General features: G+C 45.4%; 10 protein-coding genes. 6 read left to right on the forward strand and 4 right to left on the reverse strand.

Annotated elements, in window-relative coordinates; genetic code table 11:
* Positions 1 to 961 precede the first annotated feature (961 nt).
* Positions 962 to 1,693, forward strand: coding sequence for a hypothetical protein (locus NDI44_RS00140; protein WP_190410011.1), 732 nt, complete (start codon positions 962 to 964; stop codon positions 1,691 to 1,693).
* Between the two features lie 10 nt (positions 1,694 to 1,703).
* Here the strand turns inward: NDI44_RS00140 and NDI44_RS00145 are convergent, their stop codons facing one another.
* A complete protein-coding gene (locus NDI44_RS00145; protein WP_190410012.1) occupies positions 1,704 to 3,848 on the reverse strand; it encodes a peptidase domain-containing ABC transporter in 2,145 nt (714 codons plus the stop codon).
* A 1,020-nt stretch (positions 3,849 to 4,868) separates the two neighbouring features.
* Here NDI44_RS00145 and NDI44_RS00150 point away from each other — a divergent pair.
* From NDI44_RS00150 to NDI44_RS00160, 3 genes are all read left to right on the forward strand, one after another.
* Positions 4,869 to 5,846, forward strand: a complete 978-nt coding sequence (locus NDI44_RS00150; RefSeq protein ID WP_190410013.1) for a substrate-binding domain-containing protein — start codon at positions 4,869 to 4,871, stop codon at positions 5,844 to 5,846.
* 88 nt (positions 5,847 to 5,934) lie between these two features.
* A complete protein-coding gene (locus tag NDI44_RS00155; RefSeq protein ID WP_190410014.1) occupies positions 5,935 to 7,557 on the forward strand; it encodes a sugar ABC transporter ATP-binding protein in 1,623 nt (540 codons plus the stop codon).
* Complete coding sequence (locus tag NDI44_RS00160) at positions 7,554 to 8,558, forward strand: ribose ABC transporter permease (RefSeq protein ID WP_190410015.1); 1,005 nt, start codon at positions 7,554 to 7,556, stop codon at positions 8,556 to 8,558. The genes NDI44_RS00155 and NDI44_RS00160 overlap by 4 nt, the downstream gene beginning before the upstream one ends.
* Before the next feature lie 125 nt (positions 8,559 to 8,683).
* Here NDI44_RS00160 and NDI44_RS00165 read toward each other — a convergent pair whose 3' ends face one another.
* From NDI44_RS00165 to cysS, 3 genes are all read right to left on the reverse strand, one after another.
* The gene (locus NDI44_RS00165; RefSeq protein WP_190410016.1) at positions 8,684 to 9,718 is read right to left on the reverse strand and encodes a tetratricopeptide repeat protein; all 1,035 of its coding nucleotides are present in this window, start codon (positions 9,716 to 9,718) and stop codon (positions 8,684 to 8,686) included.
* A gap of 547 nt (positions 9,719 to 10,265) precedes the next feature.
* Positions 10,266 to 11,804, reverse strand: a complete 1,539-nt coding sequence (locus NDI44_RS00170) for an ATP-binding protein (protein WP_242032601.1) — start codon at positions 11,802 to 11,804, stop codon at positions 10,266 to 10,268.
* Positions 11,805 to 12,249: 445 nt separating this feature from the next.
* The gene (cysS, locus tag NDI44_RS00175; RefSeq protein ID WP_190410017.1) at positions 12,250 to 13,731 is read right to left on the reverse strand and encodes a cysteine--tRNA ligase; all 1,482 of its coding nucleotides are present in this window, start codon (positions 13,729 to 13,731) and stop codon (positions 12,250 to 12,252) included.
* Positions 13,732 to 14,278: 547 nt separating this feature from the next.
* Here cysS and NDI44_RS00180 point away from each other — a divergent pair.
* Together NDI44_RS00180 and dtd are read left to right on the forward strand one after the other, a co-directional pair.
* On the forward strand, positions 14,279 to 15,418 hold the full coding sequence (locus NDI44_RS00180) for a GTP-binding protein (protein ID WP_190410018.1): 1,140 nt from the start codon (positions 14,279 to 14,281) through the stop codon (positions 15,416 to 15,418).
* 129 nt (positions 15,419 to 15,547) lie between these two features.
* Positions 15,548 to 16,003, forward strand: coding sequence for a D-aminoacyl-tRNA deacylase (gene dtd / locus NDI44_RS00185; protein ID WP_190410019.1), 456 nt, complete (start codon positions 15,548 to 15,550; stop codon positions 16,001 to 16,003).
* The last annotated feature ends 70 nt before the right edge of the window (positions 16,004 to 16,073 follow it).

The raw sequence follows: 16,073 nt of genomic DNA on the forward strand, positions 1-16,073 counted from the left end.
GCTCGGTCTTAGCTAAAATATCGGAATTTTTGTTTGGAAGCAGTACATAAACCCACCCCTGCTCCTCCTCACTTTCAGAGAAGAGGTCAGGGGTGAGGTTACGAGTAGATATCGAAACAAAGTGAGAACTGCTATATATATCGATAGATAGTTGATAGTTGTAATTTCTGTAGTAAATCGTTACTGTTTTTAAGGAAAAAACTTCGGCTAGATAATATTAACAAGTGATTCTGGCTCACGATTAATATCAGAAAATGATGCGATCGCTTGCAGGATCGCGCTTAATTCACAGAAACTTCATTTAAAGCCTCTAAATTATGAATTTAGGGTAAAGGATTCTTTCATCGGTGATAATACGGATAGCAATATCCTCAGATCAGCGGTGAAATCTACTCATTTCAGTGGCGAAGCTACAGTTCGTTGAATTTGGATATTTGAGTGTAGGGTAGGGAACACGGACATTTTGCACCTTACTCTGGGAACTGGGAAGGCAACAATCCATCTACCCCTCGTTTCTAAGCGTCAGCCTAGAGAACGAGAGGAATCAAGGCAGAGCTTTGATTTGGTAGGTGCAAGATGTAAAGTATCTGGAATCAGGATTGATTAGGAATTCAAGAGTTCCTAGCGTTATGCATCGACTTTATGAGATGTATGAGAGCGATCGCTTCCAGTTATGAAGTTTTTAGAAGCTTTGTCTCGCCCCTGTAAGGTGTTGCAGGTTTGTTAAGCGATGAACGTTTTTGGAAGTGGTAGGTAGGAGAAACAGGTAGCAATGACAATTAAAAATCCCGCAACTACTAATTTTTTCTGTCTTCTGTCTTAAGTACCATCCAAAATCTCCTGAGCCAATTTTGGCGTTAAAGCTCAAAGACAACCTGCATTCTCATGCTAGTCCAACCCGCAAAAAAATTATAAACATCGGCTTTTTACTTACGAGATGGTCATCAAAGGAAACAAACTCATGAAAAAAACTCTAGCCGCCCTTACTGTTGGCTTTACCTTAGCGATGGGAGCCACTTCTGCTAACGCCGTTCCTCTTTACGACGGCGTATCGCAGCCAAATCAAACGCCCGCTCAACAAGGATGGGAATATAAAGAAAATGCTTTTAAGTCTCCTGTACCGACTGCAACGCCTTCCACTGAAGGCACTATTTTGAATACGGGTAATACCAGTAATCAAGCAGGCTACTTCAAAGTATCGCCAGTGCTGCTTGACCGCAGTACCGGATATAGCATCAGTTTCAGCGTCAAGGTGAGTTCAGAAACTCACCTCAACAACAATCGTGCAGGTTTCAGTCTGATTGTGATGAGCAATGGCGTCTCTGGTGAAACGCAACCTTATGGGCTGGAATTAGGTTTCTGGCAAAATAGCATCTGGGCGCAAAACGTTGGTTTTACTCAAGGCGAGAAAGTAACTTTCAACGTCCAGAAAACGATGAATAACTATGTATTGTATGTAAAAGACAACCAGTATCAACTGTTTATGAACGGTTCTACCTTTCCTGTTTTGCAAGGCAATCTGCGTCAATATACCGGATTTACACCGCCTCCCGGATATCTCAACCCTTACACAACTTCCAACCTGATTTTCTTAGGCGACAACACGACATCCGCCACGGCGAACGTTACCATAAAAAGCCTCTCCGCATCCTCTGCCAGCAATGTTAACCTCACCAATGCCTCTGTAAAATAATCATTTCACTTTAGGGAATCAAAAAGTCCAAATGAGCGCCAGTTTGGGCTTGTAGCTCCTCCAGAGAACCTTGCAATTTCAAGCGACCTTGCTCCAGAAAAACAATCCAATCAGCTCGATTAATTACTCTGGGGCGGTGGCTAATTAAAATGGTGGTTCTGCCTTGGCGGTGAGACAGCAACTGCTCTAAAACTTGCGCTTCGCTCACCGGATCGAGTCCCCCCGTGGATTCATCTAAAATCAGAACTGGCGGCTCGTTTACAATCGCTCTGGCAATTGCTAATCGTTGCCGCTGTCCGCCAGAAATATTTGCCCCGAATTCACCCAAAACGGTTTGATATTTGTCGGGTAGCTTGCTGATAAATTCATCTGCACCCGCAATCTGGCAAGCTCTCACAATGTGTTCAAATGCAACGTGAGGGGAACCTAAGCGGAAGTTTTCCACAATTGAGCGACTCCAAAAGTGAGGCTCTTGAGGAACGAGAATCACCTGTTGTCGCAAGCAATCAAGTGATAAATCTTGCAAATTATACATGCCAATGCGGAGATTTCCAGAATGTGGTGAATATAATCCAGCGATTAACTTCGCCAGGGTGCTTTTACCGCAGCCAGATTTACCAATGAGTGCAATAACTTTTCCTCCAGGAATTGTTAGCGAAAAATCTTCTAAAAGGTCAGTTCTGCCAGCGTGGTGGAAGTTGAGATTTGTGGAAATAATATCTGCATCTCCCGGAATTTTAGCAAAGGGTCTTTTGTCATCAACTGGATTTTCTGGTGTAGAGTCAATTACTTCCGTAAGACGTTGGGTGGCGGTTTGAACGCGAGTGAGTTCATCGACAAATCCCACGACTGCCCCAATAAACGCTAGAAAGTTTCCATTCATCCCATTAAAAGCTAACAGTTGCCCAATGGTTAATTCTTTACTAATCACCAGGCTACTGCCAAACCAAAGTAAGATGACGCTACCGATACTAGAAACTAATCCAGAAAAGGTACTGTTAATAATGACAATCTGAATCGTGCGGAAAGTGATGTTGGCAAGGCGACCGAAGCGACTCTGAAACTCTTCCCAAAATTGCGGTGCAGATGTAGTCGTTTTGAGCGTCAGTGCCCCTTTAAAAGTTTCAACTAAAATGCCTTGATTTTCTGCTTCTAAGACTAATAAGCTCCGAGTTTTTTGTTGCAGTGTCGGCAGGAAAATAATTGTGGAAATTGTCATAACAACAGCAATGCACACAGCAACACTTGTTAGTTTGATGCTGTAGAACAACATCAAACTAAAAGAAACGATGGCAATAAATAGCTGGCTCGGCAAGCTGACAACGACTTGAGAAACTAACTGATTAATTTCTTGAATATCTCGCAAGCGGCTGACAATTTCGCCACTGCGACGAGCTTCATAATAGGAAAGCGGCAAACGCAAAATTGCTCTGCCAAATTCTAAAACTAAGCCTAATTGGAGCCGTTGAGAAAAATGGGCGATTAGGTTAGATTGCACCAGTCTGAGGCTACTGGATACAACATTCATCACCATAACAGCAGTCACGACACCCGTTAGTAGCTGGGTATCCCCCCGAACCAGCACATCATCGGTGAGGATTTGGATGAGGAAGGGGGATGTCAGGGAAAGCAACCCCAAGACAAGGTTAATGATAAATGCCTCAGCCAGAATCCCTCGGTAAGCCCAGACGGGTTTAAAGAAACGCCCAAAACCGCCAACTTTATCATCAACTTGGGCAAAAAAGCGGGCGGAGTCTGGCTCTAGTAACAGCATGATGCCATTTGTCCAGCCTGCCGCTAGCTCGTTTTTAGTGAGGTAACGGATGCCGACAGCGGGATCGGCGATCGCATATTTTTTCCGGTGTTGCCCGTATAAAACAACCCAGTGGTAGCCTTTCCAGTGAATGACGGCTGGTAGCGGTGCTTGCTTCAATTTGTCAAGAATCTGTGGTGAAGCTTTCACTGCTCTAGCATTAAAACCGAGTGCTTCTGCACCCCGCCGGAGTCCTAGCAATGTGGTTCCTAGCTGTCCAGTGCCTACGGCTTCACGGATGCGGTTGAGCGTAAAAGTCCGCCCGTGGTGTTTCGCGATCGCAGCAAGACAAGCTGCTCCGCAGTCTTCTTCACTGTGTTGTAAGACATGCTCGTACTTCATGCTTAACTCATGCCATAGTGTCAGGATTTATGCGGTTCGGTAACTAACACACTATAGGCGCACTATAGACAAAATCTAATGGTCAACTTGAACGGTTGATAGAGTTAGGAGGCGCTCAAAAGCAGTCACTACAAGAAGATCGTGGCTGCTTCCCTTTGACATTCGTGACCGCCTCAGTCAGTTTTGGCAACCAGCATCAATCACAAAGCAGTAGATGCATACTTGGGTTTTCATCAACCCAGCTCAACGATGGGAGCGATCGCTCCAAAGCGAAAATCTCAATTAACACGCAAGTAACCACATTTACATAACTTGTCATGAATGTTTGATAAAACCCTTGGTCAAACATTTCTGCAATTATGACGTTTGCATCTAATATGAGGCGTTTGAACAATCCCAGCCTCTTGACAAGAGTCCTACCTCTTTACATTAAATCAAATACATTAAAACAAAAAGTTATTAATTATTAACAAGCCGTATTACTTAGCTATAACTACTTTAGCCTACCTCTTAAGCATTGAATGAATAATCCCAACAATCTTTATAAGAACTCATACACAAAACTCAATAAAATTTGCTTGTTTTAAATGTCTTTCCTCTATCTTGAGATTGATGCTAACTCAGTATTTAAGTCGCAAAATATACGATATCGCGAGTCAAATAGAAGAAGACTCTGCAAGCCTTTAAACAAAACCTTTAGTGGCTTTTGCTAAAAAGTTTTCTCTAGTTTTGAAACTCTAAAACGCTTACACAATTTTAATAAATTTTAGGAAAAAATAACTTTTCTTAGGAGGAAGCAAGAAGGAATTTCCTGAACATTTTTCTTTAAATAAGCGTTCCAGCAATTGAATTGAGAAAATTTTACTAGCAAAAAAGAAAAAGGAATTGTATAACCCTATACTTGGAATTTTATTACCTAAAACTTAAGGTATTAAAGCTTCAATCTGAAAGGATTACTTTTTGGTTTGCGGGCTAAGATTCGCGCGACTCTTTCCAAATGAGTATTCATTGGAGTTTAAGGTGAAACGAGTAGCGATCGCATTTAGTCTTTTTAGTCTAGTCAGTAGCGCTCTTGTGAGTTGCACGTCAGCTCCCCGGAACGCTCAAAACAGCCAACAAAACAGTTCAGAACTTTCATCGGTTGCTGTCACAGTGCGCGATCTCGGCAACCCCTTCTTTGTACAAGTTGGTAAGGGTGCAGAGGCAGCAGCTAAGAGAATTGGCGGTGCGGACATTAGCACAACCCTCGTCTCCAGCGGGGACGATTTAAATCAGCAATTTAATCAAATCGAAAATTTCATTGCCTCAGATGTCAGCATGATTGTACTCAATGCTTCTGACAGTAAGGGGATTTTTGCAGCGGTTGAAAAAGCTAAACAAGCAGGAATTCCAATCATTGCAGTTGATACTGCTGCTGAAGGAGGTGTTGATGCCACTGTTACCTCTAATAACGTGCAAGCAGGTGAAGTAAGTTGTCAATACATCGCAGATCGGTTGAAGGGTCAAGGCAATGTTGTAATTATTAACGGCCCTCCTGTTGCTTCAGTCATTGAGCGAGTCCAAGGCTGTCTGAGCGTATTTTCCAAATATCCCAATATCAAGATACTTTCAAAAGATCAGAATGCAGAAGGTAGCCGTGATGGTGGGTTGAGAGTCATGAGCGATCTGCTCACATCCTTCCCAAAAATTGATGCTGTTTTTGCAATTAACGATCCTTGTGGTATTGGTGCAGAGCTAGCTGCTACACAAGCACAACGGAAAGAATTCTTTATTGTTGGCGTCGATGGCGCACCCGAAGCTCTAGATGCGCTCAAGCAGGAAAATAGTTTATTTGTTGCGACTGCGGCTCAAGACCCCTTTCGCATGGCAGCCAAGGCAGTTGAGGTCGGGAATGACATTATCAAAGGCAACAAGCCTGCCAATCCAAACATTCTCATTCCAGTCACGCTGATTACTCGTGAAAACGTGAATCAGCATAAAGGCTGGACAAGTGAATAACCAAGTTTTTGCCGTTAATCGCCCAAATTTATGAATTTATAATCCGTCCATTTGAATCGTACTTTCACAAACATTACAGGGATTTCTGATGGCAAGTAGCACTCAACCCTCAATAAAAACTAAACCTGTACTCGAAATGCAAGGAATTACAAAAACCTTTAATGGGTTCACCGCCTTGCATGATGTAACTCTCACTATTTATCCTGGGGAAGTTCATGCTCTCATGGGTGAAAATGGTGCAGGCAAGAGTACGTTGATGAAAATCCTGGCTGGAGCCTACATAGCCGATGCAGGGGAAATCAGAATTGACGGTCAAGCTGTTAAGATGACAGACCCAGGCCAAGCCAGAGATTTGGGGATAGCCATTATTTATCAAGAGCTTAATCTTGCCCCAAATTTGACAGTAGCTGAAAACATTTTTATGGGAAGCGAGCTTAAGAAAGGAGGCACCTTCATTGACCAAGACGGAATGCGGCGTCAAGCTTCTGAAGTCTTGCAGAACCTTGATGCAAGTTTTGATGCGAACGACCTAGTTTCGACCCTTTCCATTGCAGAACAGCAGCAAGTTGAAATTGCTAGAGCGCTCAAACACAAGAGCCGCATTCTAGTGATGGATGAGCCGACAGCAGCGCTTTCAGACCGAGAGACAGAGAAGCTTTTCGAGGTTGTTCGTCGCTTGCGGAATGAAGGAATTGCGATTATTTACATTAGCCATCGGATGGAAGAGATTTATGCGCTTGCTGACCGCGTTAGCGTAATTCGAGATGGCGGATATATAGGCTCTCTGGAGAGGAGTGAAATTTCCGCTCCTCGCTTAGTAGAAATGATGGTGGGTCGTTCTTTACAAGATTTATACGAACATAAGCGTCAAACACGTCCTGGCCCAGTAGTCCTTGAGGTAAAGAATTTAAGTGATGGACGCAAGGTAAAATCTACGAGTTTTAAACTGCATGCTGGAGAAATTGTTGGTTTAGCAGGTTTAGTGGGTGCAGGTAGAACAGAAATTGCGCGTCTAATTTTTGGTGCAGACCGAAAGACTAGCGGCGAAATAAAACTCGAAGGTCGTCGTCTCAATATCTCTGAGCCAACTAATGCAATTGAATCTGGAATTGCTTATGTGCCAGAAGATATTAAAGATCAACGTCCATTGAACATCTCTAGCCCAGATGATGCAATTGAAGCAGGAATTGCCTATGTACCAGAAGACAGAAAAAATCTCGGTTTATTTCTAGATATGAGTTCTGGTGAAAATATAACTTTGAATGTTCTTGGGCGAGAGGCAAAAGCTGGCATTATCAACTCAAAATCACTTTTAAGAATTGTGGCAGATGCCATTAGCGACTTAGGAATTCGTCTTGCCAGTCCAAGCATTAGAGCAATGGATTTATCTGGGGGAAATCAGCAGAAGTTATTGCTGGCACGTTGGTTGGCAATTAATCCTAAAGTACTTTTGCTCGATGAACCTACGCGAGGCGTTGACATTGGCGCGAAAAGCGAAATTTATCGAATTATTAGCGATCTAGCAGCAAAAGGTGTCGCCATTTTGATGATTTCCAGCGAACTGCCGGAAATTGTGGGAATGAGCGATCGCGTCTTGGTGATGCGTGCGGGAAGCCTGGTTGGTGAAGTAGGCGGCTCGACTGGGGAAGCGATTACACAAGAGAACATCATGGCTTATGCCACAGGGGCAAGAGAGGTAGCAAAATCATGAGTCAAACAGAAGTAAGAACCACCAAGAATGGAACGAGCGATCGCTCTAAAGCAAGTAAGCGTCAAGCTTGGAGAAATTTCATTCAGGTTGCTGGCATCCTCCCGATTTTGGTTGCAATCTGTATAATTTTTTCAATTGTTACGCCAAGCTTTCTTTCGCCCGGAAATCTGATTAATGTCATTCGGCAAGCATCGATCAACATCGTGCTAGCGACCGGAATGACGTTTGTTATTTTGACCGGAGGAATTGACCTTTCTGTGGGGTCAATTTTGGGCGTAACCGCAGTTGTCGGGGTGCTTGTCTCGTTAATCCCCGGTCTTGGTTTGCTCGCCATACCAGCCGCTCTATTAGCAGGATTAGGTCTTGGCTTACTAAATGGTTCGTTGATTGCCTATTTAGGTTTGCCACCTTTTATCGTCACCCTTGGTTCTTATACAGCTTTGCGGGGTGTTGCTTACTTAGTTGCTAATGGCACAACCGTTCTCAATCGAAATCTAAATTTTGCTTGGATAGGCAACAATTATCTTGGCCCCATTCCCTGGCTAGTTGTGATTGCTTTGCTTGCCGTTGTAGCGAGTTGGTTTGTCTTAAGACGCACAGTATTAGGAAGGCATATTTACGCAGTAGGCGGTAACATCCGGGCGGCACGACTGACAGGAATTAAGGTAAGTCGGGTGCTGTTATTTGTTTATGGTGTAAGTGGGTTGCTTTCCGGTTTAGGCGGAGTGATGAGCGCCTCGCGTCTCTACAGTGCGACGGGTATGTTAGGTCAAGGCTACGAACTTGATGCGATCGCTGCCGTAATTTTGGGAGGAACTAGCTTCACGGGTGGCATTGGCACCATCTGGGGGACTTTACTCGGTGCCTTAATTATTGCCCTCCTCAACAATGGATTAACCCTGATGAACGTGTCATTTTTCTGGCAGTTGGTTGTTAAAGGTCTTGTGATCATTATCGCCGTGACGATTGACAAACTTCGCACCCACACTAGCGCTGCGTAAGCGTTGAGCTTTCGATGACAGACTGGTAGGAAGCGATCGCGCGTCAGGCAGAATAAGTCTAAAAAACAAAAAACAGGGAGTCGCGATCGCGACTCCCTGTTTGCCGATCCTCACCGAAGATTTAACTAACGACTGCGTTGAAGATAGCTTTCTACATTGCTAATCGCTCGTGTCGCATACGAATCCCCAGGACGTAAATTAAGCGCCCTTCTAAAGTTAATCAAAGCAGTTTGGTAATCCCTTTGTTGGGTTGCAGCGTACCCAAGTCTCATGTACTGAGTATAATTCCCCTGCCGACCACTCCGTTGCGTAGCCCCTGGAGTATTACCTGCGGGATTCTGCTGAGTAGTGCCCGTTCCTGCTGGATTTTGTTGCCCAGTCCCAGTTCCGGCTGGATTCTGCTGAGTTGCACCCGCACCAGATGGAGTTTGTTGCCCAGCACCAGTTCCGGATGGATTTTGTTGAATTGTACCCGCACCAGATGGAGTTTGTTGCCCAGTACCTGTACCTGTACCTGCCGGATTCTGCTGAGTTGTACCAGTTCCCGCACCTGCTGGAGTTTGTTGTCCAGTACCTGTACCGGCTGGATTTTGCTGAATTGTACCAGTTCCCGCACCTGCTGGAGTTTGTTGCCCAGTACCTGTACCTGTACCTGTGGGATTCTGCTGAGTTGTACCCGCGCCTGCTGGAGTTTGTTGCCCAGCGCCAGTTCCGGCTGGATTTTGTTGAGTTGTACCAGTTCCCGTGCCAGTTCCCGTGCCTGCTGGAGTTTGCTGGGTAGTGCCCGCACCTGCCGGATTCTGTTGCCCAGTGCCAGTTCCTGCTGGAGTTTGCTGGGTAGTGCCCGCACCTGCCGGATTCTGTTGCACAACTCCTGGGCTAATTACCTCATAGTTAGGTTGCCCAGTACGAGTACCAGCAGGAGTTTGTTGGTTAGTACCCGTACCCGTACCAGCGGGAGTTTGTTGGTTAGCACCAGCGCCAGATGGATTTGTTTGTGCCCCACCTGGAGTACTCTGAGCTAATAATTGTTGGCTTCTCGTACTAGAGTTGGAATTGATGAGGGCTAATGCTGGAAAACTGAGGAAAACACTAGCGCCAGCAACGCTCATCAAGCTAACAAGCTTTTTAACCGAATGTTTCTGATTTTGCGTACTCATGGGAATATCCTGAACTTAGGCTAAAAAATACTGACTTTGGCAACTTTACTTGCCAAAAGCGAACAAATGTTGGTTGTAAAAAAATTGACCTTCAATCAGTTACGTCAGTTAGCAGCCTAAAGACATATTTCTTGAAACTCTTTGTTAAAACCCTACCTCTATTATTTTCTTGGCTCGTCTATCTAAAGAGTTGTACTAATGTTAAATTAATCTGTCTAATTAGGTAGTAATATCCAATCCGATTGATTACTCGCAATTTCCCAAAATCCAAAGCAAGTCTAAGTCTCTATCTCTCCTCCCTGAAATGTGGGTAGATAGAGGAAGCGGTTTCCTCTTGCGGGAAATCTACCAGATTTGAAATGAGGCAGCTAACAGAAATCCACTGTACCTATACTTTGATATCGCAAGCCTGAATGATTCGTGAAGGCGAGATCCCCGACTTCGAGAAAGAAGTCGGGGATCTGAACTACTAGCATCCACACTCAAATAGGATTGCCATAACAATTGAGTTAAAAAGGTTTAGAAAAAGACAAGCAGCAATTTTGGCTCAGGCGCACTGAGACAGAGTAGCGGATGAATTGTACTGCTGAATCGGAATCGCGATCGCAAACTCTGTTCCTTTCCCCGTTTCGGAAATATAGGTCAATTGACCGCTGTGTTTTTCTACCACGATTTGATAACTAATCGACAACCCTAAGCCAGTTCCTTTGCCAATAGGTTTAGTCGTAAAGAAAGGATCGAATAATCGTTGCTGTACCTCCGAGGTCATCCCAATGCCGTTGTCTGCAATCCGAATTACAACTTGATTGTTATCTCCGACTTCCGTGCGAATCCGAATTATCGGTGATGGGTAATGGGTATTTCCTTGTCTGTGACTAATTTCCTTTTCTAGTGCCTCAATTGCATTGCAGAAGATATTCATGAATGCTTGGTTGAGTTGCCCAGCATTGCATTCTACAAAAGGAAGGTCGCCATAGTCTTTATGAACCACAATATCAGGGCGTATACCTCTGCCTTTGAGCCGATTTTGTAGAAACAGGAGCGTGTTGTCGATGCCTTCGTGAATATTGACACACTTCACTTCTGCTTCGTCGAGCCGAGAGAAGTTCCGCAGGGAAAGAACAATCTCAGAGATCCGTTCTGCACCTACCTGCATTGAAGATAGAAGTTTCGGCAAATCTGACCTCAGAAAATCCAGGTCAATGTCTTCCATTTCTGCTTGTATCTCTGGCACTGGCTGAGGATAGTGCTGGATAAACAGGTGCAGCAAGTGCAGCAAGTCGTAGGCATACTCGCTGGCATGGGTGAGATTGCCATAAATAAAGCTGACAGAGTTATTAATTTCGTGGGCGATACCGGCAACGATTTGTCCCAACCCAGACATTTTTTCGGTCTGAATCAGTTGAGCTTGAGTACGCTGGAGTTCATGCAGGGTTTGCTCTAACTGGGTTGTTTTCTCTCTGGATTGAGCTTCTGATTGCCGCAGTGCTTCTGCTGCCTGTTGATGAATCTGCGATTGAGCAATGAGTAACTGATGTACGTCTAAGAGTCTGCAAATTCCCGATTGCAGTTGCACGACGAGCGGTTCGTAAATGAGTTCGGGCGATCGCTTTAAGGACTGCTGTACAGTTTCGACAATGGAACTGTTGCGATCGCATACTAAAATCTCACATCGGGCAATGCTGTAGAGTGCCTTCAGAGAAGGCGGGGAAGATAACTCTAAGCTGTAGAGACGGCGCATAGATTCAAAGAAGCGCCGTCGCGAAATCATTCCGACGAAATTACCTTGTTCGGTAATAATCATGCCAGGAAGCAATGGGTTCGCTTCAAAAATCTGGATTGCTTCCTCTACGGCACGTTCCGACTCGATACTAGCGTCGTAGAGCGTTAATTCTTCTAGCGTCGAATCTAAATGTAGGGGTGACGGTTGGGAAGTCGCCTCTTTTTGGCTTTGTTCAAAATCCTCAGTCCGGGTTACTGATGCTTGCTCAATCCATGCCCAGGGCGTTACTTGTTGTTGAGTCCTGCTTAGCATTTCTTGTGAGTAGTCCGTCCAGTGAGAAGTGTCTTCTGGAATTTTGTGCATCAGTCCCATCGCACCTCTGTTAATGCCCTGATTCAGTATGGCTACTATCAAGCTTTTGAAAAAGCTGCGTAGTGCTACCGATCTCTACACGTTTGCGATCGCTTAATCCGGAAACAGCGATCGCGATCGCTTACGTAAATTTACGTGTTGTTCGATACACTATACGGAAACTTTAAACGCAAAGCCTCTACCACGGGTGTGAATTAGCACTCTTCTCTTGTGTAGATGCCATTTTGTAGGCTTTTAGCCACTCTCCTAATCAAGCAATCAGCCAAGGTAGCCAAATTGCTAAACTCAAAAGCGTTATAAACAGCGCTGGCAAAGTCAGGATGAGACTCAGATGACGAGAGTGAGGGTGAGAAAGAAGAAAGCGATCGCTCCTGCTGAAAATCTCGTCAAGGCGATCGCTATTGGTGCAACATAGGCAGTTGCCGCTATGCTCATCTTAGTTACGATGCCATCGCGTACCATCCGGGCTATCAATTAAAGTAATGCCCTTGGCTTGTAGCTCGTTGCGAAGGCGATCGCTTTCAGCAAAATTTTTCGCAATCCTGGCTTCCTGGCGCTGCTGAATCATCGCCTCAATGTCTGCATCGCTGAAACCACCAGAAGCGGCAGTTTCAACCTGTAGCTTTGCGATCTCGTCAGCACTTACTTCCAAGCCCAACACACTTGACAAATCAACCAAATTATGCCAGTAAATTTCTAATTGTTCGGGTGGGATCTCAGTTTTACCCTGATGAACGAGGATATTTCCCTGCTTGCCTAACTCTTTGGCAAGTTCAAACAATATGGTTAACCCGCCAGGAAAATTCAAGTCATCATCCACTTCTGCCTGAAATCTTTCCACAGCGTTGTCATGTCCCCCCTCGCTGACGGGGAGATTAGCGGGGTTTCCCGTCCAACTCAGTTGGGAACCGTACTTATAGCCAAACAACAGACCTTCTTTTAGCGTATTCCAACCGTTTGTCGCCGCTTGTATTGCTTCATCGGTAAAATCAATCGGCTTGCGATATTGGGCTGTAAGAACAAATAGCCGCACTGCCATTGGATCGACGGGTCGATCGAGTAACTCGCGAATGGTGATAAAGTTGCCCAGAGACTTAGACATCTTCTCGCCATTTACCGTCACCATCCCGTTATGCAACCAGTAGTTTGCTAACGGCTTGCCAGTCACCGCTTCTGATTGGGCAATTTCGTTCTCGTGGTGAGGGAAAATTAAGTCAGCACCGCCAGCGTGGATGTCGATTGTATCGCCCAAGCGATCGCGCACCATTGCCGAACATTCAATGTGCCACCCCGGACGACCCGCACCCCAAGACGATTCCCAGGCGGGTTCCCCCGGTTTTGCCGCCTTCCATAGCGCAAAATCAAACGGATCTCTTTTCTTGGACGCTTCCAGGTCTTCCACCTCCACCCGGTTACTCGCGCCCGCTTGCATATCTTCTAACTTGCGTCCCGACAGCTTACCGTACTCCGGAAATTGACGCACCGCATAGTAAACATCACCCCCAGCGGGATAGGCGAAATTTTTCTGTTCCAACTCGTGAATCAGCCGCTGAATCCCATTGATCGTGTGTGTAGCACGCGGATATTCATCGGCTTCTTTGATATTCAGCCGCGCCATATCCTCAAAATAAGCTTGGATGTATTTCTCGGCGACTTCTTCCATTGACGAACCTTCTTGCCGTGCCCGGTTGAGGATTTTGTCATCAATATCGGTAAAATTCTGCACATAGCGCACGTCATAGCCGACAAATTGCAGATAACGGCGCGTCACATCCCAGACGATGCAAGCTCTTGCATGACCCAAGTGGCAATAGTCATACACCGTCACGCCGCAGTAGTACATCCCGGCTTTACCGGGTTCAACGGGTTCAAAGGCTTCCTTGCGACGAGTGAGGGTGTTGTAGAGTGTTAGGGCCATTCCTAGAACTTAAGAAATAAAGTGCATCTGTATCAGTATTTTAAATTCCCTGGTCAGCAAGCCATCCACTCATCCGAATTAAAATTTTACTTTGTCGCTAATTAAGTCTCAAAAAGTAGGTGCTTAAGAGAGTAACTAGGGAGCAATGCGGCTTCAACACAACATCATGCGCTTCAACATCGACTTAACGCGATAGCGTTAGCGAAGCGAGGCGTTAGCCTAGCGCTGACTTGTCAGTTCGCATCCGCTAACACTAACGCTAACAACATTGCTTTACTGATCGAAATTCGCTTCAAGATGAAAAATGCTTAGGCGATGCGAAAAGGATTGGAGAATGCCTTCTTCAGAGTTAGGTAAGCTGGAGGGAGAGAGCGATCGCTCTGTTAGCGCGTATGCGAAGCTGTTCGCTTGCTATAAAGTAAAAGGTTGGATCTCCATTTCAAGCCATCATCGGGATCTAAACCTACACTCCGCTTAGCGCTTAGCTCCTACAGTAATTTACGTATAGCTCTATCAACGTTTTTTGAGAAAATCTGAAAGTCGCACTATGCAACCAGCCACCACTCCCAGTCAATCTCCAGAGATAGATGCCCCCAAGCACGGCTTACCCGTGACGATCATTACAGGTTTCCTTGGCAGTGGCAAAACCACCCTCCTCAATCACATCTTGAGCAATCAGCAAGGCGTCAAAACCGCTGTTCTGGTTAATGAATTTGGTGAGATCGGCATTGATAATGAGCTGATTGTCACCACCGGCGAGGACATGGTAGAGTTAAGTAACGGTTGTATCTGCTGCACCATTAATAACGATCTCGTCGAAGCAGTCTACAAAGTTCTGGAACGCGAAGAAAAGGTCGATTATCTGGTAGTCGAGACAACCGGACTCGCAGATCCTCTGCCAGTGGCACTTACCTTTTTAGGTACCGAACTGCGAGACATGACTCGTCTAGATTCCATCATTACGGTCGTAGATTCGGAAAACTTCAGTCTCGATTTATTCAACAGCGAAGCCGCCGCCAGCCAGATCGCCTACGGTGATATCATCCTGCTCAACAAAGCAGACTTGGTGGATGAAGCCGACTTAGACTCCTTAGAAGTCAGAATTCGGGATATGAAAGGCGGTGCCAGGATTATGCGAACCACCAAGGGACAGGTGCCGCTGCCGTTACTTCTTAGCGTCGGTTTATTTGAGACTGACAAATATTTCCAAAACGACGAGGCAGAAAAGGGTCACGACCATCACCACCACGACCACGGTCATGACCACGATCATCACGATCATCACGACGATCATAGTAGTTGCGATCACGATCATGGCGTTTGCACTCACGACCATCACGACCACGATCATCACTCTCACCACTTGGAAAATGACGGGTTCACCTCAATTTCCTTTGAAAGCGACAAGCCTTTTGCGATCAAGAAGTTTCAAAATTTCTTAGATAATCAGTTGCCCTCGACCGTCTTCCGTGCCAAAGGGATTCTTTGGTTTGATGAAAGTCCTCGGCGTCATATCTTCCATCTGTGCGGCAAGCGCTTCTCCATCGATGATGAAGATTGGACAGGAAAACCAAAAAACCAGTTGGTACTGATTGGTCAGGATTTAGATAAAGAAACCCTGCAACAACAAATCAAAAGTTGTGTTTGTCTGCCTTCTACTTCTCGCGGTAAAGGCTTTGGGAAATAGTTTTTAGGAATTAGCTAATTGCTAAATTCCTAATCGCGTTCCTCAGTTAGGTCAAATAGATCGCGGCGGCTCTAATGTTTGGTCGGGACATGACAATGCCATGTCCCGACAGGTGTATCGAAGCTAATTATGCGCGTTGTCATTCAGCGAGTTAAATCCTCACAAGTTGAAGTTTCAGATCGAGTAATCGGCAAAATTGGGCGCGGACTTAATTTACTCGTAGGCATTGCCGAAACAGATACCGAAGCCGAACTGGAGTGGATGGCTCGTAAATGTCTGGAATTGCGCTTATTTCCAGATGAGCAAAATGGTAGCGGACGTTGGGAGAAATCAGTTCTAGAAATTGGGGGCGAACTGCTGGTAGTCAGCCAATTCACCCTCTACGGAGATTGTCGCAAAGGACGCCGCCCCTCTTTTGATAAATCTGCTGCGCCTGCGATCGCTCAAAATCTTTACGAACAGTTTATCGCTAAGTTGCGCCAGAGCGGTTTGCGCGTGGAAACAGGCGAATTTGGGGCGATGATGCAGGTAGCAATTGAAAATGATGGCCCTGTTACTTTGCTGCTAGAACGAGAAGCGACTTAACTTGAATAACATTGACTCCAAAGCTGTAAATTCCCCCTTCCTTTGCAGGAAAGAGGGTTAAAATGTTAGG

This window comes from Trichocoleus sp. DQ-A3 (genome assembly GCF_039961975.1).
In the GTDB taxonomy this organism is placed as follows: domain Bacteria; phylum Cyanobacteriota; class Cyanobacteriia; order Cyanobacteriales; family FACHB-T130; genus FACHB-T130.